Source organism: Streptomyces sp. BE20 (assembly GCF_036322525.1).
Lineage (GTDB): Bacteria > Actinomycetota > Actinomycetes > Streptomycetales > Streptomycetaceae > Kitasatospora.
This window is the reverse complement of sequence record NZ_JAQYWW010000947.1, coordinates 1-20,769: the sequence shown is the minus strand read 5'-3', so window position 1 is coordinate 20,769 and position 20,769 is coordinate 1. Positions and strand designations below refer to the sequence as shown.

Annotated in this window: 14 protein-coding genes and 1 pseudogene; 8 read left to right on the top strand and 7 right to left on the bottom strand. The window is 72.9% G+C overall.

All coding sequences use genetic code 11. From position 1 onward, the window contains the following. The first annotated feature begins 12 nt into the window (after positions 1 to 12). Both PUR61_RS23730 and PUR61_RS23725 read left to right on the top strand, forming a co-directional pair. Positions 13 to 474, top strand: coding sequence for a MarR family winged helix-turn-helix transcriptional regulator (locus tag PUR61_RS23730; RefSeq protein WP_329881392.1), 462 nt, complete (start codon positions 13 to 15; stop codon positions 472 to 474). Between the two features lie 210 nt (positions 475 to 684). After that, positions 685 to 1,590: a class I SAM-dependent methyltransferase gene (locus PUR61_RS23725; protein WP_329881391.1), complete on the top strand. Its 906-nt coding sequence runs from the start codon at positions 685 to 687 to the stop codon at positions 1,588 to 1,590. A gap of 178 nt (positions 1,591 to 1,768) precedes the next feature. On the opposite strand, the gene PUR61_RS23720 is transcribed toward PUR61_RS23725, so the two are convergent. The 3 genes from PUR61_RS23720 to PUR61_RS23710 are packed head-to-tail and all read right to left on the bottom strand — an operon-like array spanning position 1,769 to position 5,054. After that, positions 1,769 to 2,875 carry an NAD(P)-dependent alcohol dehydrogenase gene (locus PUR61_RS23720; RefSeq protein ID WP_329881390.1) on the bottom strand — a complete coding sequence of 369 codons (1,107 nt, stop codon included), beginning with the start codon at positions 2,873 to 2,875 and terminating at the stop codon, positions 1,769 to 1,771. Then, a complete protein-coding gene (locus PUR61_RS23715; RefSeq protein ID WP_329881389.1) occupies positions 2,875 to 4,272 on the bottom strand; it encodes an aldehyde dehydrogenase family protein in 1,398 nt (465 codons plus the stop codon). The genes PUR61_RS23720 and PUR61_RS23715 overlap by 1 nt, the downstream gene beginning before the upstream one ends. 8 nt (positions 4,273 to 4,280) lie before the next feature. Continuing rightward, positions 4,281 to 5,054 (bottom strand): (5-formylfuran-3-yl)methyl phosphate synthase, encoded by a 774-nt coding sequence (locus PUR61_RS23710; RefSeq protein WP_329881388.1) that lies wholly within the window; start codon positions 5,052 to 5,054, stop codon positions 4,281 to 4,283. Between the two features lie 430 nt (positions 5,055 to 5,484). Here PUR61_RS23710 and PUR61_RS23705 point away from each other — a divergent pair, with 430 nt between their 5' ends. From PUR61_RS23705 to PUR61_RS23680, 6 genes are all read left to right on the top strand, one after another. Further along, on the top strand, positions 5,485 to 5,982 hold the full coding sequence (locus PUR61_RS23705) for an RICIN domain-containing protein (RefSeq protein ID WP_329881387.1): 498 nt from the start codon (positions 5,485 to 5,487) through the stop codon (positions 5,980 to 5,982). Positions 5,983 to 6,876: 894 nt separating this feature from the next. Then, positions 6,877 to 7,077: a DUF5988 family protein gene (locus PUR61_RS23700; protein ID WP_329881386.1), complete on the top strand. Its 201-nt coding sequence runs from the start codon at positions 6,877 to 6,879 to the stop codon at positions 7,075 to 7,077. A gap of 11 nt (positions 7,078 to 7,088) precedes the next feature. After that, the gene (locus tag PUR61_RS23695) at positions 7,089 to 12,380 is read left to right on the top strand and encodes a type I polyketide synthase (RefSeq protein ID WP_329881385.1); all 5,292 of its coding nucleotides are present in this window, start codon (positions 7,089 to 7,091) and stop codon (positions 12,378 to 12,380) included. A 61-nt stretch (positions 12,381 to 12,441) separates the two neighbouring features. Further along, on the top strand, positions 12,442 to 13,431 hold the full coding sequence (locus tag PUR61_RS23690; protein ID WP_329881384.1) for a spirocyclase AveC family protein: 990 nt from the start codon (positions 12,442 to 12,444) through the stop codon (positions 13,429 to 13,431). Positions 13,432 to 13,454: 23 nt separating this feature from the next. After that, positions 13,455 to 14,918, top strand: coding sequence for an NAD(P)/FAD-dependent oxidoreductase (locus PUR61_RS23685; protein ID WP_329881383.1), 1,464 nt, complete (start codon positions 13,455 to 13,457; stop codon positions 14,916 to 14,918). A gap of 254 nt (positions 14,919 to 15,172) precedes the next feature. Continuing rightward, positions 15,173 to 15,490 carry a hypothetical protein gene (locus tag PUR61_RS23680; RefSeq protein WP_329881382.1) on the top strand — a complete coding sequence of 106 codons (318 nt, stop codon included), beginning with the start codon at positions 15,173 to 15,175 and terminating at the stop codon, positions 15,488 to 15,490. 457 nt (positions 15,491 to 15,947) lie between these two features. Here the strand turns inward: PUR61_RS23680 and PUR61_RS23675 are convergent, their stop codons facing one another. From PUR61_RS23675 to PUR61_RS23665, 4 genes and pseudogenes are all read right to left on the bottom strand, one after another. Then, a complete protein-coding gene (locus PUR61_RS23675; protein WP_329881381.1) occupies positions 15,948 to 16,370 on the bottom strand; it encodes an ATP-binding protein in 423 nt (140 codons plus the stop codon). A 327-nt stretch (positions 16,371 to 16,697) separates the two neighbouring features. Then, a pseudogene (locus PUR61_RS45485) lies at positions 16,698 to 16,847 on the bottom strand (CGNR zinc finger domain-containing protein); the annotation flags it as partial. Positions 16,848 to 18,009: 1,162 nt separating this feature from the next. Continuing rightward, the gene (locus tag PUR61_RS23670; protein WP_329881380.1) at positions 18,010 to 19,263 is read right to left on the bottom strand and encodes a hypothetical protein; all 1,254 of its coding nucleotides are present in this window, start codon (positions 19,261 to 19,263) and stop codon (positions 18,010 to 18,012) included. 77 nt (positions 19,264 to 19,340) lie between these two features. Continuing rightward, the gene (locus PUR61_RS23665) at positions 19,341 to 20,540 is read right to left on the bottom strand and encodes a LuxR C-terminal-related transcriptional regulator (RefSeq protein ID WP_329881379.1); all 1,200 of its coding nucleotides are present in this window, start codon (positions 20,538 to 20,540) and stop codon (positions 19,341 to 19,343) included. Positions 20,541 to 20,769 lie beyond the last annotated feature (229 nt).

The window sequence follows — 20,769 nt, the reverse complement described above, 5'->3', positions numbered from 1 at the left end:
TACCCTGACCCCATGAACAAGCCGATGCCGGACGATCTGGCCACGCTCTGGTATCTCACCCGCCGGGTCGCGGGCCTGATGGACCGTGCCGGCGAGGCGCTCTTCCAGCAGGAGCTGGGCATCTCCCTGGCACAGTTCCTCGTGCTCTCCGTCATCGACGCCCACCCCGGACCGCTCAACCAGCAGCAGGTGGCCGACCGGCTCGGCCTGACCAAGGGCACCGTCAGCCGCCAGATCGACCACGCGGTCTCCGCCGGACTGGTCGCGGTCCGGCCGTCCCCGCACAGCCGCCGGGAGAACGCCGTCCTCCTCACCCCGGCCGGCACCGATCTGGTCCGACGCGGCGACACGGCCCTGCGCCGGGACCGCACGGCGTTCCTGCCGCGCCTCGACCCGGACGACATGCACGCCGCGATCCGTGTCCTGTCGGCCATGAACGACGCCCTCAGCCCCGCCCACGGTGCGCACCGCTGAGGCCCCGCCCCGGTACTGACCACCGGATGCCCGCCGGCACCCGTGGACCCGACCACGACGAGGGCGCGCCCGGAGGGGAATACCCCAGGATTCACCCGTTCCAGTGAATCCGGCGGGCTCCCCGGCCGGGAGGCAGGCGCCGCGCGGACAGTGGGAGAGACGCGGGGAGCTTCGACCCAGGGGTCTCGACACCCGCCCGAGGGAGGACGCATGGTCGACGCAGCGCGTCGGGGCACAGGTACGGACGGCGTGAAGGGGGGCATCGGCATCACCGCGCTCCTGGTCGCCGCAGCGCGGGCGATCGAGACCCACCGGCACGACAGCCTCGCCCGCGACGACTACGCGGAGCACTTCGTCCGCGCCGCACCGGCGTCCGCGGCGTGGCCCGTCCGCCTCCACGAGGTGCCGGAAGGCGACGCGAACCCGCTGTGGGGGCGTTTCGCCCGGTACTTCGGCCTGCGGACGAAGGTCCTCGACGACTTCCTCCTCCGGTCGGCGCACGCGGGGGCCCACCAGGTGGTCCTGCTCGGGGCGGGGCTCGACACCCGGGCGTTCCGGCTCGACTGGCCGCCCGGCTGCGTGGTCTTCGAGATCGACAGGGAGGGCGTGCTGGCGTTCAAGCACGACGTGCTCGACGGGCTGGCGACCACCCGGAAGGCGGCGCGCGTACCGGTCCCGACGGACCTGCGCGCCGACTGGGTCGGCGCCCTGACCGGGGCCGGCTTCGACGCGTCGGCGCCGAGCGTCTGGCTCGCCGAGGGGCTGCTGTTCTACCTGCCCGCCGCGGCCGAGACGTACCTCATCGACACGGTGGACCGGTTGAGTCCGGGGGGTAGCGCCCTGGCCTTCGAGGTCAAGCTGGAGAAGGACCTGCTGGCCTACCGCGACAGCCCGATCTACACGTCGACGAAGCATCAGATCGGCATCGACCTGCTCAGCCTGTTCGACGGCGGGCCCCGGCCCGACTCCGCGGGCCGGCTGACGGGCAAGGGCTGGTCGACGTCGGTCCACACCCCCTTCGACTTCACCCGCCGCCACGGGCGCGGCCCGTTGCCCGAGCAGAACGACGCGTTGGCGGGCAACCGGTGGGTGTTCGCGAACAGGTCCCGCACGTAGGGCCGCGCACCGGCCCCGCCGGCCGGACCACCGCGCGTCGGACCGCCGTCCGACGCCGGGCCGCCGTTTGACGAAGGGCCGCCGTTCGACGAAGGCCGGGGCCCGGCGGGCGGGAGCCGCTCCCGCCCGCCGGGCCCCGGCCGCTGTCACGGCCCCCCGCTCATCCGCCTCTCCTCCGCTACGGCACCAGGACGGGTTTGACCACCCGCCCCGCCTCGCAGTCGCGTTCGGCCTCGTTGACGGCGGCGAGCGGGTACGTACGGATCAACTGGTCGAAGGGGAACCGACCGGCCTGCCACAGCCCGGTCAGCCGCGGGATCAGCAGCCCCGGCACCGCGTCCCCTTCGCAGATGTGGGAGATCCGCCGACCCCTGTCCAGGGTCCCCGGCTCCAGGGGCAACGGGGTGTGGAGCCGTGCCACCAGCCCGAGGTGGCCGTTCGGGCGCAGGGACCGGAGCGCGTCGTTGATCAGCGGAGCCGACGCCGTGGTGTCCAGCGCGAACTGCGCGCCGCCGTCGGTCAGCCGCCGGATGCGGTCCGGCAGGTCCGCCGGGCCCGACAGGCCGGCCGAGGCGGTGCGCAGCGGGAACGCGCCGAACCGCTCGGCGAGGGCCAGCCGTTCGCGATGCCGGTCGACGGCCACGGTCACCGCCCCCGCGGCGGTCGCCGCCATCACCGCGGCCAGGCCCACCGCGCCGGCGCCGAGGACGACGAGGGTGTCGCCCGGGCCGGCCCGGAAGGAGTTCAGCACGGCTCCCGCACCGGTGAGGAAGCCGCAGCCGAGCGGTCCGAGCAGTTCGACGGGCAGCAGCGGATCGACCCGGACGGCGTTGCGGGCCGGGACCATCGCGTACTCGGCGAACGAGGACTGGCCGAACCAGCGGGGGGCCAGCCGGCGCCCGGCCGCGTCGGTGAACCGCGCCGCCTTCTCCTCGCGCCCTCCGAAGAGGTTGAGCGAAGCGAAGGAGTCGCAGTAGGCGGGGGCCCCGCCCTTGCAGCTCCGGCAGTGCCCGCACGAGTCGAAGCTCAGGACGACGTGGTCGCCGACACTCAGGCCGGTGTCCGGGCCACCGGTCTCCGCCACGACCCCGGCCCCCTCGTGGCCGAGGACGGCGGGAAGCGGTGAGCGACCGGCCGAACGCCGGACCGCGAGATCCGTCCGGCACATCCCGCAGCCCGCGATCCTGACGAGGACCTCGCCGTCCGCCGGGCCTCCGTCCAGGACGACCTCCTCGACGGCGAACCGGCCCCCGTACCCGCGCAGCACCGCGGCGTCGAACCTCATCACGCCTCCTCCGGACGGTGCAGGACGAACGGCCTAAGGTTCCCGTAGAGCCCCCACGGCCCGCCCGCGACGCCCACGCCGCTCTCCTTGGCGCCCGCGAAGGGCTGCGCGAGGGACAGCTCCGCGTGGTGGTTGATCCACGCCGTCCCGCACTCCAGCCGGTCGGCCACCGCCTCGGCCCGGTCCAGGTCGGTCCCCCACACCGAGCCGCCCAGCCCGTACCCGGTGCCGTTGGCCGCCTCGACGGCCTCGTCCAGGCTCCCGTACGGCAGGACCGGCAGGACCGGTCCGAACTGCTCCTCCGTCACCACCGGACTGTCGCGCGGGACATCGGTCAGGATCGTCGGCGCGAAGAAGTAGCCGGGCCGGTCCAGTCGCCGGCCGCCGGCCGCGGCGCGGGCACCGTCCGCCAGAGCCCGGGCCGTGTAGCGCTCGACCCGGGCCAGCTGGGGCGCGTTGTTGACCGGACCCAGCTGCGTGCGCGGGTCGGTCCCGGCTCCGACGGTGACGGCCTTCGCCCGCTGGGCGAGGGCCTCGACCACCTGCGCGTGGAGCCGGACCGGGGCGTACACGCGCTTGACCGCCATGCAGACCTGTCCGCAGTTGCGGAACGCCGCCCAGAACAGCCGGTCCGCGATCCGTTCCACGTCCACGTCGTCCAGCAGGATCGCGGCGTCGTTGCCGCCCAGCTCCAGGGTGACCCGGGCCAGTGAGGCCGCCGCGCCCCTCGCGACGTCCCGCCCGGTGGGGACCGAGCCGGTGAAGGTCACGTGCCGGATGCCCGGATGGGAGGCGAGACGGGCGCCGAGGGGTTCGCGGCCGGTGACGACCGTCAGCACGTCCGCCGGGAGCGCGGTGGACAGGACCTCCCCCAGCAGCCTGGTGGCGAGCGGGGTGAACGGGGAGGGTTTGAGCACCATGGTGTTGCCCGCGGCGAGGGCGGGCGCGATCTTCGCCGACGCCAGTTGGAGCGGGAAGTTCCACGGGACGATCGCGGCGACCGGCCCGAGCGGTCGCCAGCGGACCTCGCTGCGCACCGGCCGGCCGTCCGTGATCGGCCGGGACCGCGGGTCCAGCTCGGCGAAGTAGCGCAGCCGGGCCACCGTACGGGCGACCTCCGCGGACGACTCGGCCAGGGGCTTGCCCTGTTCGCGGGTGAGGAGCGGGGCGAGCTCGGGCCCGGCCGACTCCACCGCGTCGGCCGCCGCGAGCAGCGCGGCGGTGCGGGCGGCGGGGTCGGCCCGCCAGCCGCGCCAGGCCCGATGGGCCCGGTCGACGGCGGCGTCCACCTCCTCCGGCCGCTGGTCGGGGGCCTCGTCGAACGCCTCGCCCGTGGCCGGGTCGAGGACGGCGAAGCGCCGGTCACCCGTGGAGGGCACGGCCTCGTCGGTCGGCATGCCGCCGGTCAGCCCGCGGCGGCGACGGCGACGGCGTGCTCCCGGGCGTACCGGTCCATCTCGGCCCGGAAGGCGGCCACCAGCTGCGGCCGGATCCTCCCGGCGTCGCGGTCGCCGCCCTCGCACACCGCCCCGCGGACGCCGACGATGTCGGTGCCGATGCGGGTCAGCTCACCGAGGTCCACCGCCTTGACGCTTCCGGCGAGCGCGGCGAGCAGCTCGGCCTGGTGGGCCAGCCGGACGAACTCCTCGCAGACGTCGGGCGGAACGTGGTCGAAGAGCCGCGTCCCGTCCTTGATCGCGGTGTCGAGCATGGCCGCGTCGGCACCGGAGCGGTGGGCGATGTCGGGCAGGGCCAGCGGGTTGACGCAGCCGATCCGGTGCGCGTCGGCGTAGCCCGAGGCGACGACGAGCGCGTCCGGCCGGTAGTCCTTCACGGCTCGGACGACCCCGCGCATGACCTCGACGGCCTGGGCGGGCGTGGTGCAGCCGTAGAGGCCGACCTTGATGTACGTGGCTCCGGAGACCGCCGCGCCGAGGGCCGCCTGGGCCACCGTGCCGGGCTTGTAGGGCACGTCCCCCACGGTGGCGGACACCGGCTTGTCCGCCGGCACGGCGTCGCGGATCTCCCGGATGACCCACGGGTAGTTGGCGCCGAGCGAGCCCTCGTCGGGCTTCTTGACGTCGACGATGTCGAGGTACTCCGCCGCCTTGGCACAGTCGAGGGCCTCCTCGACGCTGTCCGGGGAGATGAGAAGCAACACCGTGGGACTCCATTTCATCGCCCGCGCACCTGCCGGAGGGCAGGGGCACGGGGCCATTCGGATCACTCGCGGTCTGACAGTCCGTTCATCATCACTGCGGCGCGCAGTCGTCGGTAGGGCGCGCGAAACCCGAGCGGATCACCGCCCCGGCGCGCCCCGCACCACCGTGCGCCGTACACACACGTTCGACACGGTCGAGCAGTCCCCGTCGGCCCACCCCACCGACCAGCCCTCCAAGCCCTCGCCGACGCCACTGCTCGACCGGCCGCGCGGGCCGAGATCCCGACGCCGCGACCCCATTCCCGGAACCGGCTTCCGGTGAAATCCGTTCAAGACAAACGCCGGGCGGCGGTCATGTTTTCGAGCCACTTTGCAACCGAACCGTTCAGCCGAACCCCAGGGGGGAAGCTTTGGGCTACCACCGGCCTGGGGAGAACTGGGGAGAACTGTGGATCTTCGCATCAGTAAGGGAACGACGGCACTGGCAGCCGGAGCAATCATGATCATGGTCGTTGCAAGCGCACCGTCCGCCAGTGCCTCGACCTCGGCAGGGCCCTTCACTTGGAGGAATGGCAACTCGGGTCTGTGTTTGGAGATTTGGGGCGACTCCACCGAGAACGGCGCCAGCGCCAACCAGTGGGAGTGCAACGGCTCGGCCACTCAAAAGTGGTATAGCTCCAACCCGAGCGGATGGGGCACCATTGTCAACGCGAACTCGGGCAAGTGCCTGGAGATTCGGGGTGACTCCAAGGCGAACGGCGCCGGCGCCAATCAGTGGGACTGCAACGGCTCAGACACCCAGAAGTGGTTCTGGGACTGGCAGACCGGCAATCTCGGGAATCTGAACTCGCGCCGGTGCCTGGAAATCAGGGGCGGCTCCCAGCAGAACGGCGCTGTCGTCACCCAATGGGACTGCAACCGCTCCCCCACACAGGCTTGGCGGTAGCGTCAGGTCAGGTGCTGTCTCTCGGATCTCCCGACAGAGCAGGGCTGTTGAGGTCAGGTTCACCGAAGGACGGTGCCGACCCCTTGGTCCCGTCCTGACAAGCTGACGCCCCTACCGGTGAGCCCACCACCGACGCGGGCCGCGAACAGCCCCCGGCCCGCGACGTCGAACCTGTTGATGCCGGGCTCGGCGGCGAGCTTCCTGCCGACGGTCGGGGGTCGGCGTCGGCCCGCCGAGCGGCGATGGCTTCGGCACGCCGCGCCCGGACGGGGCGAGACACGAGCGGAAGTCCTTCGTGGCACGCCCTCGCGCCCTCACCCATGATCTCCTACCGGACGACCCCGGACCGGCGGAGGGCGAACGCGCCTCCTGCTCGTGCCGGTGCGCGGCGACGGGCGAGGTAGCCCGGCGGCGTAGCACCAGAAGCTGCCCTGCGACTGACGTGCAGGCCCGGCGGGTGGGACTGGTCGACGCCTGGGATCGAGGCCAGGCCGGGTGAGGCGGATGTCCTGCCCGGTGGCCCGTTCGCCGTGCTCGCGCTCTGCCCGCCTGTCGGCGGGGGCGCGCGATTCACTCGGAGAGGGGTTTCGCGCCCCACTGCCGGCTGCGTCCACATTCTCTTCTCTGTAGGGCTGTTGACGGCTCATCGGTGTTGTAGTTCAGTGTGGGGCACCGGACAACAGCCAGTGCTGATGAGAAATACCTCCACGGCTGTCGGCCCCTGGGTCGCTCCCAGGGTGCTCAGGCCCGGATGACTCGGTCTTCTTCCGTGATCGTCGGCGATCCGGAAGCACATGCGGGGCCTGTGACCCCGATCCGCATTCCCTCCATCGCGTCACGTCAGCGGCAAACGGCGCCTCAGTTGCCTGCCGTCGGCGAAAAGGGATCCATGCCATGGTCACAATCATTCTCAGAGGTGGGCCGGACGGGCTCCACCACGTACAGCAGGCCGCGATCGACGAGACGTCGGAGACGGCCGTCGTGACGTACTACGGACATCACCTCCACTTCGAACGGACCGGAGAGGTCGAGACGGTCGAAGGCCGACAGGTGCCGGTGTTCCAGTGGCGCTACAGCACCGCGATCGCAGAGTAGCGGGCGGAGCCATGTCGGCATCGAGTGCGGAACCCATCGCGATCGTCGGGGTCGGATGCAGGTTCCCGGGCGGTGTGGAGTCCCCGACCGGGCTGTGGCGTCTGGCGGCCGCCGGTCACCAGACGGTCGGTCCGGTGCCCGCGGGACGGTGGAGGGCGGCGCGGCTGGCGGCCTGCCACGATCCCGACGACGCGGCCAGGGCCGGTCTGGGCTGCTTCCTGGACGGCGACATCTGGGCGTGGGATCCGGTAGCGCTGTCGGTGGCGCCGGCCGAGCAGCGATGGGTGGATCCGCAGTTCAGGTTGCTCGCGGAGGTCGCCTGGGAGGCGGTCGAGCATGCCGGACTCCCGATGGCGCGGGTACGCGGGTCACGGACGGGTGTGTACGTGGGCACGTACGCGCCGGACAACCTGTTCCGGGAGGCCCGCCCGGTCGAGGACGCGCCCAACAGTCCTTATCTCTTCGGGAACTTCGCCGCCGGCGCCGCCGGCCGGGTGGCGTTCGCGATGGACCTCCGCGGGCCGGTGATGGTGGTGAGCACCCACTGCTCGTCCGGGCTGGTGGCGGTGGACGCCGCATGCGGGGCCCTGACCCTGGGGGAGTGCGACACGGCGCTCGCGGGGGCCGTGCTGCTGATGGTCTCGCCCGAGACGCAGTACTGCGAGGCCCCGCTGCTCCTGTCGCAACGCGGGGCGTGCTACGCCTTCGACGCACGGGCCGACGGGTATGTGCGCGGCGAGGGCGCCGGGGTACTCGTCCTCCGGCGGCTGGCGGACGCGCGCAGGGACGGGGACCGGGTGCTCGCCGTGATACGGGGCAGCGCGGTCAACAACGACGGCCAGTCCGGCCGGTTGACCGCGCCGTCCACGCTGATGCAGCAGAGGCTGTTCCGGGAGGCTGTGGAGAAGGCCGGTATCGACCCTGGTGAGGTCGGGTTGGTGGAGGCGCACGGGCCCGGGACCGCTGTGGGCGACCCCGTGGAGTACACCTCGATCGACGCCGTCTACGGCCGAGGGAGGGGTCGCTGTGCGCTCGGGTCGGTCAAGACCAACATCGGGCACTCGGAACCGGTGTCCGGCATCGCCGGAACCATCAAGGCCCTCGAATGCCTGCGGCGAGGTGTGATCCCGCCCAACCTCAACTTCCGGGAGTGGAACCCCGCGATCCCGCGCGACGGCCGGTCCAGGCTGTTCGTGCCGACCGAGCTCACCCTGTGGCCCGTCGAGGACGGTACGAGGCTGGCGGCGGTGTGTTCGTACGGGGTCACCGGCACCAACGCCCACCTCGTACTGGAGGCCGCTCCGCCGCTGCCCCAGCCTACCCGCCCGACCTCGTCGCGCAGCCGGAGCGGCCCGGCCGATGCCCAGGACCCGAGCGCGCCGGGCGACACGGACGGCAGTGCGGGAGCCTTCCTGATCCCGGTGTCGGGCACATCACCGCAGTCGCTCGCCCTGGCCGCCGCCCGGCTGGCGGACTGGGCGGAGGACGAGGGGGCCGCCGTCCCCCTGCTGGACATCGCGCACACACTCACGATGCGCCGTTCGCCCATGGACCACCGTCTGGGCATCGTCGCCCGCCATCACCACGAACTGGCCACGCGGGCACGCGCGTTCGCCGAAGGTCGGCCAACGGCGGGTGTGGCGTCGGGAGTGCCCGAGCTACCGCCTTCACACCCGGGGCCGGTCTTCGTCTTCACCGGGCAGGGCTCCCAGCGAGCCGGAATGTGCCAGGCACTGCTGCACGGCGAAGCGGCCTTCCGGGCCGCGATAGAGGAGATGGAAGGGCTCGTCCTCCGGGAGGCCGGCTTCTCCCTGCGCGAGATGATCGACCGTCCCGAGCAACTGGTGGGACTGTCGCGCATCCAGCCCACCCTCTTCGCCGTCCAGGTCGCCCTCGCCCGGCTGTGGCGGTCCTGGGGGATCGAACCGGTGGCCGTGATCGGGCAGTCGCTGGGCGAGGTCGCCGCGGTGGTGGTGGCGGGCGGGCTGAGCCTGCCGGACGGGGTACGGCTCATCTGCTGGCGCTCCTCGCTGCTGGCCGCCGTCTCCGGCGGGGCGATGGCCTCGGTGATGCTCGGCGCCGACGACGTGCGGGCCGCGATCGACGAAGCCGGCGCCTCCGGGGTTGCGCTGGGGGTGCTCACCTCCCCGGGCAGCACCGTCGTCTCCGGCGACAGTGCCGAGATCGCCGCCCTGACCGCGCGGTGGGAGGCCGCCGGCGTCGTGGTGAGACGGATCGACGTCGACGTGGCATCACACTCACCCCAGGTGGATCCCGTCCTCGACGAGCTGCGCACCGCCCTCGCCGATCTGCCCCCGGCCCGGCCCGCACTCACCTTCTACTCCACGGTCGCCCACGACCCGCGCGAGCCCGGACTGCTGGACGCCGCGTACTGGGTGCGCAACCAGCGCGAGACCGTCCGCTTCCACACCGCCGTTTCGGCGGCCCTGGCCGACGGCCACCGGCTGTTCATCGAATGCACCGCCCATCCCCTGGCGGTCCGGCCCGTCCTGGACACCGCCCGCCATGACGGCGTCCACGATGCCGTCGCCCTCGGCAGTCTGCAACAGGGCGAGGAGGACCAGGACGCCTTCCTCACCCACCTCGGCCGCCTTCTGGCCGCCGGCTACGACGGCATCGACTTCTCCACCCGCTACGGCCCCGGCCGGCTGGCCGAGGTGCCCGGCATCGCCTGGCACCGCACCCGCCACGGCGGCGACACCGCCCCCTACCGGCTCGTCGCCCCGCAACTGGTCGCCGCGACACAGCATCCGCTTCTCGGCGGCTTCGTCCACGACCCGGACCACACCGAACGGTACCTGTGGCAGACCCCCGTCAGCCCGGTCCGGCTCCCCTGGCTCGACGACCACCGGGTGGCGGACGTCCCCGTGCTGCCCGGCACCGGGATGGTCGAGATGATGCTGGCCGCCGCCGTCCGCCTGTACGGCAGCGACCGTGTCGAGACCACCGGTGTCAGCGTGCTGACACCGCTCATCCTCGATCCGGAGCCGCTGGTCACCACCCGGCTGGTCCGCACCGGTGACACCGCCCTCGTCGAGATCGTGACCGCAGGCGACACCGGTGGCGTCGTCGTGCACGCGCGCGGCACCGTACGTGCGTTGCCCGAGCACGACGGCCCCTCGGCCCTCACCCCCGCCGAGCTCGATCCAGACGGCTGGCAGGACAGCGAAGTCGCCGCACTGCACCGGACGTTCAGGGACAAGCACAGCGTCGTCCACGGCCCTGCCTTCACCGCCATCGACCGCGTCCAGGTGCACCCTGCCGACGATCTGGCCGTCGCCCGGCTGCGCACGCACGAGAGCGCGAGAGTCTCCGCCTGGCCGATGTCCCTGCACCCCGCCCTCGCCGACCAGGTGGTGCAGAGCGCCGTCGCGGTCTGGCTCGCCCACCACACCCTCACCCCCGGCCCGGTGGTGGTCACCGGCTTCGAGCGGGTCCGGGTCTTCGGACCGACCGCCCACACCCGGCGAGCCGCTGTCCGTCTGCACGAGGCCGACGACCTGGGCTGCACGGCCTCCGCCCGGCTGGCCACCGCCGACGGCACCGTGGTCGCCGAGATCCGCGGCCTGCGGGTCCGCAACGTCACCTCGCCCACCGAGCGTTTCACCGCCCGCCTCTCCCACCAGGAGTGGGTCCCCGCCGCCGCGCCCGGGGACCGGCCCCGTGCCACCGATGGCACATGGACCCTGCTCGCCGCCGAGGACACCGCCTGGTCCACCGAGCTCGCCGCGCAGCTCGACGCCCGAACGGCAGGCTGCCGCCACCAGTCGCTGTCCAGCGCCCTCGGCGACCCGACCGCACCGCCCCGATGCTCAGGAGTCGTCCTCGCGCTGGGCGACGAGCGACCCGGTGAGAGCCCTGCGGACTCCAGTCGCACCTTGATCTCGCACGCCGTCACCCTCGTCCGACGGCTCTCGCAGTGGGACCACCCGCCCCGACTGTGGGCCCTCAGCCGCGCGGGCCGGTCTCCGCTGTCCACGGCCGCCGTGCGCGGACTCTTCCGAACTCTGGCCTACGAGCACCCCGAACTATGGCCCAGCGTGCTGGAGTTCACGGAGGGAACGACTCCGCACGCGGACATCGTGGCGGAACTGCTCGACGACCGGCAGCTCCTCACCGAGACCGCGCTGCTGCCGCACGGGCGGTGCACCGCCCAGGTGCTCGCCGGACCGGACACCGCGCGGACCGCCCCGCCACCGGTACGCCCCGGAGCGGCCTACCTCGTCACCGGCGGCCTGGGCGGTCTGGGCCTGCTCACCGTCGAATGGCTCGCCCGGCACGGTGCGGGCCGGATCGTCGTCAACGCCCGCTCCACGCCGACGGACCGGACCAGGGTGAAGCTTCAGGCCCTGCGGGCGACGGGCAGCGATGTCGTCGTCGTCCGCGGCGACATCGCCGACCCCGCCGTCACCGCACGGGCGGTCACGGCAGCAGGCAGGGGCGGCGGCACACTGCGCGGGGTGTTCCACGCAGCCGGGGTCGTCGAGGACGCTACCGTCGCCAACCTCGACGACCGGCTCCTGGAACGCGTCTGGCGCGGCAAGGCCGAAGGTGCCTGGGCCCTTCACCGCGCCACCGAGCAGACCGATCTCGACCACTTCGTCGTCTACTCCTCCGTCGCCTCGCTCATCGGCTCGCCGGGACAGGCCGCCTACAGCGCCGCCAACGCCTTCCTCGACGGCCTCGTGGCGCATCGTCTCCACCACGGCCTGCCCGCCACCGCGATCCAATGGGGCGCCTGGAGCGACGTCGGCCGCGGCCGGCACCTGGCCGACCGCGGATTCCTCACCATCACGCCCGCCGACGGCATCGAAGCCCTCGAACGCATTCTGAGCGCCGGACACCGGCAGGTCGCCTACTCCCCCCTGGATCCCGACCGGTGGACCGCCCCCTACCCGGCCCTGCGCTCGTCCGTCCTCCTCGCCCCGCTCCTCCTCCCCGACGACACCATGGACGACGCGACGGACATCCGCGCCCGGCTCCTGGCTTCGGGCGACCCGTCGCAGCGCCGGGAACTCCTGGTGGCCTTCGTCATCGAGACCGTCCGCGACCTGCTCGGCCGAACAACGCACCACATCGGCCCGCACACCGGCATGGTCTCGCTCGGGCTCGACTCCCTCGGCGCCGTCCAGCTCCAGCAACGCCTCCAGCGCGCCCTGCGCACCGAAATGAAGCCAGGTGTGATCTGGGTCAAACCCAGCGCCGCCGCCCTCGCCGACTGGCTGCTCGACCACCTGGGGCTCGCCGCCGACGGGCAGGACCCGAAACCTGCCGGCTCCTGACCTCCCTCGACTCGGCCACCGAGCCCAGGCCGTACGGACACCTCGATCCCACGGAGGCCCCGTGACCAGCCGGCCCCCCGATGCGGCACCCACCACCACTCACACCCCGAGGTCCGGCACCCGCCGCTGGCGCAGCCCTGTCGCGGTCTGGGCCGGGTGCGGATTCGTCGCGCTCCTCGCCCAGGCCGTGATCTTCGCGCGGTGGCTCGCCGCCGGGGACATCCACAGCGCCCCGAAGGACTTCGCCATCCCCGCCCACCGCGCCGCCCTCGTCTGGGCCGAGCAGGCCGCCGGGATCCTCATCGTCGTCTGCTGCGTCATCGTCGCCCTGCGACAGAGCCGCAGGGAACACAACGTCTCCTGGAACGCGGCCCTCGTCATCGGCGGCACCTTCACCTTCTGGCTGGGATTCCTCAGCTGCTGGGACCGCCAGTACGCCGCCGCCAACCGATACGCCCTGAACATCACCAGCTGGGCACCGTACGTTCCGGGCTGGCACGGTCCCGACCCCGGACAGCAGATCGAAACCCTCGTCGCGGCGCAGATCCTGATGTACACCGCCCTCGTCGTCTGGCCGTGGGGACAGCAACTCCTGCTGCGCCCCGTCCTGCGGCGCAAGCCCCACTGGGGCATGATCCGCCTGCTCCCGGTCCTCCTGATCACGGGATTCGTCACCGATCTGGTGATCGAGGGCACCCTCATCACCCTGCTCGGGGCATACTCCTGGCCCACCGCCAACTGGAGCCTGTCCCTCTTCGGCGGCCACTGGTACCAGCTTCCGCTGGTCAACATCGCCATCGGCGCCGTCACCATGGCCAGCATGCCCACGTTCATGCTCCTGCGCGCCCAGCGCAGCGGCCGTCCCGTACACATCTTCCAAGGCGGCGAACGCTTCACCCGGCGTGCCGACGCCTGGCTGCGCGCCCTGGCCGGCGTGGGCTTCATGAACGTGGTCATGGCCCTCTACTGGGTCCTCATCCCGCTCCTCGCCACCGCCTCGGGCCCCGGTCCCCTCCCGCCCGACACTCCTGGCTGGCTCTGGCACACCTGACTCCCGCAGACCCTGGAGGAACCGTGCAGTTGGAACGCGGCTCGGCAGACACCGGCCCGGAACTCTCGCCACCAGGCCTCTGGGAGCGTCTCAGGGCGGTCCGGAGCACCACCGAACCACCGAACCACGCGGATTCACGCCGCGCCGTGATCGTCGGCGCCGGCATCGCCGGCCTGCTCGCCGCCCGCGTCCTCGCCGACCACTATCCGGACGTGGTCGTCCTCGACCGCGATCGGCTGCCCGCCACGCCCGCCAACCGCAGGGGGACCCCTCAGGACAGGCACGTGCACGCCCTCTTCACCGGAGGCCTGCGCGCCATCGACGCCCTGCTCCCCGACTTCACCGACGAGCTGAGCGACCGCGGCGGCCATCGCATCGACGTCGGCCGCGACCTCGCGCTGGCCACCCGACACGGGTGGGGCGTCCGGTTCGATTCCGGCCTCCACGCCGTAGGCGCCAGCCGCCCGCTGATCGAGGCGACCGTCAGGCAGCGCGTCCTCGCGGTGCCAGGCGTCCACCTACTCCAGCACACCCAGGCCGACGGCCTCATCGGCTCCCCACAGCACCTGGGCGCCGTCCGTGTCCGCGACCTGACCACCGGCACCGTCTCGGAGCTGGCGGCCGATCTCGTGGTGGACGCCGGCGGACGCGGCTCCCACCTCCCCCAGTGGCTGGCCCGTCTGGGCTGTCCACCCGTGCCGGAAACCGTCGTCAACGCCCACACCGGCTATGCCACCCGCCTCTTCCGCCTGCCCCGCCCGCCCGCGCTGTGGCGCAGTTGCTACGTCATGGCCATGGGCCCCCACACCACCCGCGGCGGTGCGATCGCCCCTGTCGAGGGCGACCGCTGGATCGTCACCCTCTACGGAATCGGTCGGGACCGCCCCACCCCCGCCGCGGAGGACTTCCTACCCTTCGCCCGATCGCTGCCAGCACCGGCCATCGCCGAAGCCCTGACCGACGCCGAGCCCCTCACCCCTGTGAGATGCACCAACGCGACCACCAACCGCCGACGGCACCTGGCGCGCGCCGGCGGTCTGCCGGACAACCTGGTCGCCATCGGCGACTCGAGCTGCTGTTTCAACCCCGTCTACGCCCAGGGAATGACCGTCGCCGCGCTCTCCGCGCGCGTGCTGGCCTCCAGCCTTGACCGACAGGGCGTCCGACCGGGCTTCGCCCGCCGGTACCACCATCGCCTCGACGCACTCCACAGCACTCCCTGGATGCTCGCGACCACCGCGGACCTCGCCTTTCGCGGCACGGAAGGACCAGCCCCCTCCCCGGTCCGACGACTCCTCGCCCGCCACCTCGACCGGGTCATCGCCGCCGGCACTCACGACCGCCGTGCCCAGGCCGCTTTCCTCGAAGTCCTCACCATGGCCGCCCACCCCGCCGTGCTCCTCACACCGCGTGTGGCACTCAGCGCCGCCACCGCCCGGCACGGCACCTCCCACCCACCGACGCACAGCGCGCCCGGTCACGGATGAGGTCGAAGGTTCGCACCCGGGCGGCCGTCGCCCTGCTGGTGGTCGCGGTGGCCGCGCGGATGTCGGCCCCCCGCGCCGGCCGACGCGCATCTGGAGCCGGTGGAGCGGCCGGCGGTGACGGTGCCCAGGTTGGTCAGCACCAGTGAGGACGTGGTCGCCCCGCAGGTCGCGCGCCCGGCAGAGCGTCTTGGGCCGAATGCGGCACCGCGTGTGAAGGGTGGGTTTCCTCCGCCGTTTCGGGGCATCCGTGTCGCATGACCATCTACGTCGTGACCGTTCCCGGCACCTTCCTCACCGAGCCGACCCCCGAGACCCGCGCGGAGCTGGTCCGTGCGCTGCGCGCGTCCGATCCGCGCGAGACGGACCTGGGGGCGGCCGAGGACCTGGACCTCCTCACCCTCTACCCGGACTCGTCGGCCTTCAGCCTGCGGCTGGAGGTCGAGGCCGCCGATTCCGGCGCGGCGGAGGCCGAGGCGCGGGACCTCGCGGCGGATGCGCTCCGCAGGGTCGGCCTGCCGGCCGACGAAGCCCCGCTCGGAGATCCGGTGACGACCGGAATCACCATGGCGTGACGCACCGGAGTCCGCGGCCCCGAGGCGGGCCGCGTCCTGGTGCCCTCCGGGTGCGCCCCGGGTACGTGCGACACGGACCGGCCCGGGGCGGTCCGGGGCGGGCCGGGAGCACTGGCGGGCGGACCCTACCCGACCGGCCGACCGCCGAACCCGCCCGCAGGTGCGCGGTGCCCGACCCCCGCGCGTCGAGGGCGGCGGCGGCCGGGCCGGAGCGGCACGCCCGACCGGGCCCGTAAGCCTTCCGCCTGGTCAAGAAGCATGCGCTCCAGTCTGTTCCGCGCCTGAACCGCCACGGCGTGCAGTGCCGCCGTGAGGACCCCCGTCGTCGCCGCGGCCATCGCTCCGGCGACCAGTCTGCTCGTCTTCATCCGACTCCCTTTTCGAGAAGTGGCCCGCGCGGCCCGCAGAGCGCCGTCCAAAGGGGCGGCTCAGGGGCAGCACCGGTCGGCGGCCGGGGTCAGTGCCCCGGTTGTCCGGGCGGGTGGAAGCAGGCGGTGACCGTCTTGCCGCGCTCGTCGGGCCGGGTCTGCCACGTGTCGGCGAGGGCGTCGATCAGGGCCATACCGCGGCCCGAGACGGCGTCCTGCCCGGCCTCGCGCGGGCGCGGCTCCTGGCTGGACGCGTCGTGGACACTGACGTACAGGCAGCTGCCGTCCCACGTCAGCACCAGCTCCGCGTCGCTGCGGGCGTGTACGTGGGAGTTGGTGATGAGTTCGGAGATCGTGAGGACGACGGCATCGGCCGTCTCGGGGGCGCGTTCCGTCCAGCCCAGTTCGTCGAGGTGCCGCCGGGCCCAGATCCGGCCCGCCCGCACGCCTCCGGAGACGGGCAGTGCCCTGGCCCAGCCGAGCGCCCGCATCGCGGGCTCCTGTCCGCTCATGGTGCTGCTCCCTCTGCCTCGGTTGCCTTGCGGGGTCGGCTGCCCCCGTTTCACCGAAGCACGCCCGGACGGGTGTCGGACGCAGGCCCGGCCGACAGACCGCCGAGTGCCCGCACGGACGGGAGACGTGACGCACGCGAACGTGGCGGAGAATGGACGCCGACTCGTCACCGTCACCGTCGTCAGGCTGGCGCGACCGGCGGCCTTCACCACGCGGCTGTGGCCGCTCCCGTGCCGAAGCCGCCCGGAGGGGCGGCGGACGGGTCGGCCACCCGACCGGCCCCGGACCGGCATCCGATCGCGTTCCGGGTGCGGGGCACGGGCCGGGGCCGGTCGGACCTTGGTGCGGTTGCCGCAGACGCGCGCGGAGCACCACCGGCCGCCGCGGTTCGCAGGCGTGGTCGGCCCGTACCGCCTCCCCGATCCGGGTGAGTTCGGCCGGGTGAGTTCGGTCCCGGCGGAGGCGAGGGCGGTCAGTGCCCGGCGGCGGACCTACGGTTCCGCCCGATCGGCGTCGTCACCGGTGCCCAGGGCAGTGGCACAGGTGGAGGGGGTGAGGGAGCGGATGCCCGGCCAGGAGGCGGGGCGCAGCGCGGTGCCGGTGTCGGCGAGCGCCCGACAGGCCGGGCGGACCACTCCCGGCCGAGGTGGAGGTCGCGGCGCACCACCGTGCCGCCGGGCCCGAACCGGGTGTCCCAAGGGCCTGAGCTGTCACGCCCGATCCGAGGTCGCGCAGGCGGGCTCGTGCCAGGTCGTGCGCACAACCGCCCCGCCCCGCACGAGGTGCTCACTGGACCACGTCCGGCAGCACCCGCCCGCTCCGCGTGGCCGGGCCGAGGCCTGCGGCACGTGGACGCGGGCGGGCGCAGCGGTGGAGGGGACGGCGCGGGCGGCCGGGCGGCGGCGAGGGCGCCTCGTCGAAGATGTCGTCATGTCGAGGGATCTGCCCGCCCCGTCGGCCCGCCGAACCTCACCGCCACCCGAACGGGCTACCCGGACCCGTTCCGACCGTTCGCTGACCTGCGCGGACACTTCCTCCGCACCCGGGGGCCGGACTTGCCGGGGCAGGAGAGGCGCGCCACGACGTCGCCCGCTACGAGCCACGTGGTTCGGGGGCGTGTCCGTAGGGGTCACGCGCCCCCGACGCATGGCGCTTTACGGCCATGCGGGTGACCGGCCGCATGAGTGCCCCGGAAGTGGGAACTCCATCCCTCTCGACGATCAACCACCGCACAGAACGGACCCTCATGGGCAGCCAGGACCAGCACAGGACGCACGAGCACGTCGAAGCCCACCGCGCGGCGCCCCACACGCCCGCGAACCAGCCCCCCGCACCTGCGCCGCCGACCACCGACCCGACCCTCAGTACGGCCCACACCACGCACGCCACCCAAGGCCTGCCGAGGCCGGCAAACTGGTGTGGGTGATCACGGCGCCGGCTTCGGTGGGCGCCGTCGCTGAGTCTGATGACATCTACGACGCCGTCTTCCGGGTCGGGTTCGGCCCGCCGGCCCCGGCCGTGCCGTGGTACCTGCCACGGGTATCGAGATGCGGCCCGGCGGCATGAGCACCTCGGACGATCTGCCGGCGGTGCTCGCCAGGGAGGGCCGCGAGCGTCTGCCGGCCCTCCTCGGCCTGGTCAAAGGTGAGCGCGAGGCCGACCAGACAGCAGGCCCTGACCTACCAGGTGTTCGCGCAGGGTCTCGTGCTCGGCGTCCGTGAGAGGGCGGGAGTGCAGGAGGGGTTCGCCGTCGTCGGGGGCCGGCCGGTGGATCGGCGACAGGACGAGGTCGCTCGCGGCGGTCGCGGTGCGGGTGCGGGGACCGCGCAGCTGCAGCGTGGTGCTGCCGGGCAGCATCACCGCCTGGTGGACCAGGGCGGGAGCGAGGCTGTAGGTGCTGCCGGGCAGCTCGGTGGTGGTGACGGCGGGTGCCAGGTCCCGGGAGGTGAAGGGGCCGGTTCCCCGGTCGGTGCGACGGTAGACGTGCTGCACGTACCCGCTGGTCAGGACCCGTGTGGTGAGCGGGTGGGCGTGGTCGTGCGGTACGCGCTGGTTGTCCGGGCGGAACGAGGCGTTCAGCCGGATCTCGAAGCCGCGCTGTTCGGCGGCGTGGAGGACCAGGCGGTCCGTCAGGAGAGTGGTGCGGCTGGCTTCGAACCTCTCCGGGTCGAAGCGGAGGGTTTCGACGAGCCGGTTCATCAGGGGCCGGTCGGCTGCCAGCCGGGTGAGCGCGGGGGCGCTCTGGTGGTGGAACCTGTCCAGGTCGGTGGGGTGCAGCGCGGGGATGTCGCCGAGCCAGTGCCCTTGGGTGCGGAAGTACTTGTCGTGCTGTTCGGGTGGTGCCGTGAGGCAGGCCCGGGCGTGCTCGCCGGCCCGCCGGCAGTCGGCCACCGTGAGCGGCAGGGATCCGCGGTGTGCCGGCGGCTGGTGCGCGACGATGAGCTGTGCACTGTCGGCGCTGCCGGTCAGGGACGTAGTGGCGCCGGTGTGGATGACGGCGAGTTGGCCGGGGTCGAGCGTGCGCAGGTACTGCGGTCGTCCGCGAACGGCGTCGACGCGGTGACGGTAGGCGGCGAGGTGGAGGGTACCGGCCAGGGGCAGGGTGACGGTCGCGACCGGGGCCGTCGTCGTCGTGGGGGTGGTGCCGCCGTCCGGGAGCCGGAGGTAGAGGCCGGGGGTGTGGCGGTCGGGGGCGGCGAGCATGAGCGTGGTGCCGGTCGGTCCGGTGAAGGAGCCGTCGGCGAGGCCGGCCGGGTCGGGGTCGAGGAGCTTGAGGACGTGGTCGATTGCTGCGTCGACCTGCCAGGTGGCGTCCAGGAGGTCAGCCGTGTCGGGGACGGCGGCCGGGGTGAACGGGCCGAGCAGGGCGCTGAGGGACGGGGGCAGGAGCACCGGGACCTCCTTGGTGGGGCTCGGGTGGGAGCGGCAGATGGGACCGGGACGGCAGGCGCCCGCGGTGGGGGGCGTCATCAGGTCCCCGCGGTCGGGGCAGCGCCGGGCGAAGGCGTGCAGCCGCAGGGGTGTCCGTCGGGCAGTACGCCCAGGCCGTGGAGCCGGTAGACGGCCTCGACCGACTGACAGAAGCCGGTGACGCCGACCTGTTCGTAGGTGCGCCGCAGCGCCCTCGCAACGGTCTCCTGAACGACCCCGATGGCTTCTGCGGCCTGGAGCGTGGTGGAGCCCTGGGCGATCAGCCGCATGACCGTCAGAGCGCGGTCCTCGATCACCGGCGGGGGTGCGGGCAGGTTGGCCGGTACGGGCAGGATCCCTGCTCGCCAACCGAAGTCGACGGCCCCGGCCCTGTTGATCGGGCGGCGGGCGGCGACTTCCAGTACCTTTCGGAGCCTCTTGATGCGGAACGCGACGAAGCGACTGCCCGTCTTGAGGATCTCGGCGATCTCGGGATTCCTCAGACCCCGGGCCATCAGGACGAGGGCCCGGTAGTCGGTCATGTTGAGCTTCACCTGAACACCGCACCGGGGGCAGGGTGTGCCCTGCCCACCTATCAGCGCTGCGTCGAACTCCTGCCTGAGGCATGCGAGTTCGCCAGGCGAGGGAAGTGGTTCGAGGGGCTGGCACAGGCACGGATGGGAGTCGGGCAGCAGCTTCGCGTTGTGGAGGAGGTAGACGGCGCGTGGGCCGTAGCGTTTGCCGTCGGTCAGCCCGAGCCGCTTGTGGACCCTCTGAAGGGCGGACTTGACGGCCTCGGTACCGACGCCGAGCAGCCGCGTCGTGACGCGCCGGGGGTTGCCTCGGGTGGAGGAGACGAACGCGTAGAACTCCAGCGGGTCCAGCGGTCGGTTCAGGCTGGGCGGATTCGACAGGGGCGGGAGCAGCCCGGCACGGTACCCGATGTCGACAGCCTGGACCCGGCTGCGGGATTCCAGGCGTTCGAGGATGCCGCGGACGTGCCACTGCACTTGCCCCGGGCTCCAGCCGTTCCGTTCGGTGATCTCGTCGTCGGCCATGCCGCCGGCGATCATCTCCAGCGTCTGCTGGCCGGTCCGGTCAAGGATCAGGTGGTCGTTGCACCTGGGACACGGGGTGCCGAGGACAGACGGTGAGCGCGGGATGCCGTTGCGGGGCTGGATGCCGATGGTCACGGTGAGCCGTTCGTGGTCGTGGACGCTGGGAGTGATGGTGGGACCCCCGCACGAGAGGGGTCCCACCAGCGGCATCGGCCGTGGTGTTTCACGGGCCGGTGCCGGCGCCGGGTAGCGAGGCCGGCGCGGTCCGGGCCGCGTTCCCGGGGAGGCATTCCGGGCGCGGTCCGCGCGGTGAGCTCAGGCGTGATCGGTGGGGGGACCCGCTGCTCTTCCGCGTCCCCTTCCCGGAGGGCGTCCGGGGAGGGGGTTGGAGCCCGGGGTGTGCAGCACCGTGGGAGGCTGCACACCCCGG

Bases quoted from the DNA above. Each gene is read 5' to 3' on its own strand.
- PUR61_RS23695 (WP_329881385.1), top strand. From the start codon at position 7,089: ATGTCGGCATCGAGTGCGGAACCCATCGCGATCGTCGGGGTCGGATGC.
- PUR61_RS23715 (WP_329881389.1), bottom strand. From the start codon at position 4,272: ATGCCGACCGACGAGGCCGTGCCCTCCACGGGTGACCGGCGCTTCGCC.
- PUR61_RS23710 (WP_329881388.1), bottom strand. From the start codon at position 5,054: ATGAAATGGAGTCCCACGGTGTTGCTTCTCATCTCCCCGGACAGCGTC.
- PUR61_RS23700 (WP_329881386.1), top strand. From the start codon at position 6,877: ATGGTCACAATCATTCTCAGAGGTGGGCCGGACGGGCTCCACCACGTA.
- PUR61_RS23675 (WP_329881381.1), bottom strand. From the start codon at position 16,370: ATGAGCGGACAGGAGCCCGCGATGCGGGCGCTCGGCTGGGCCAGGGCA.
- PUR61_RS23730 (WP_329881392.1), top strand. From the start codon at position 13: ATGAACAAGCCGATGCCGGACGATCTGGCCACGCTCTGGTATCTCACC.
- PUR61_RS23680 (WP_329881382.1), top strand. From the start codon at position 15,173: ATGACCATCTACGTCGTGACCGTTCCCGGCACCTTCCTCACCGAGCCG.
- PUR61_RS23725 (WP_329881391.1), top strand. From the start codon at position 685: ATGGTCGACGCAGCGCGTCGGGGCACAGGTACGGACGGCGTGAAGGGG.
- PUR61_RS23720 (WP_329881390.1), bottom strand. From the start codon at position 2,875: ATGAGGTTCGACGCCGCGGTGCTGCGCGGGTACGGGGGCCGGTTCGCC.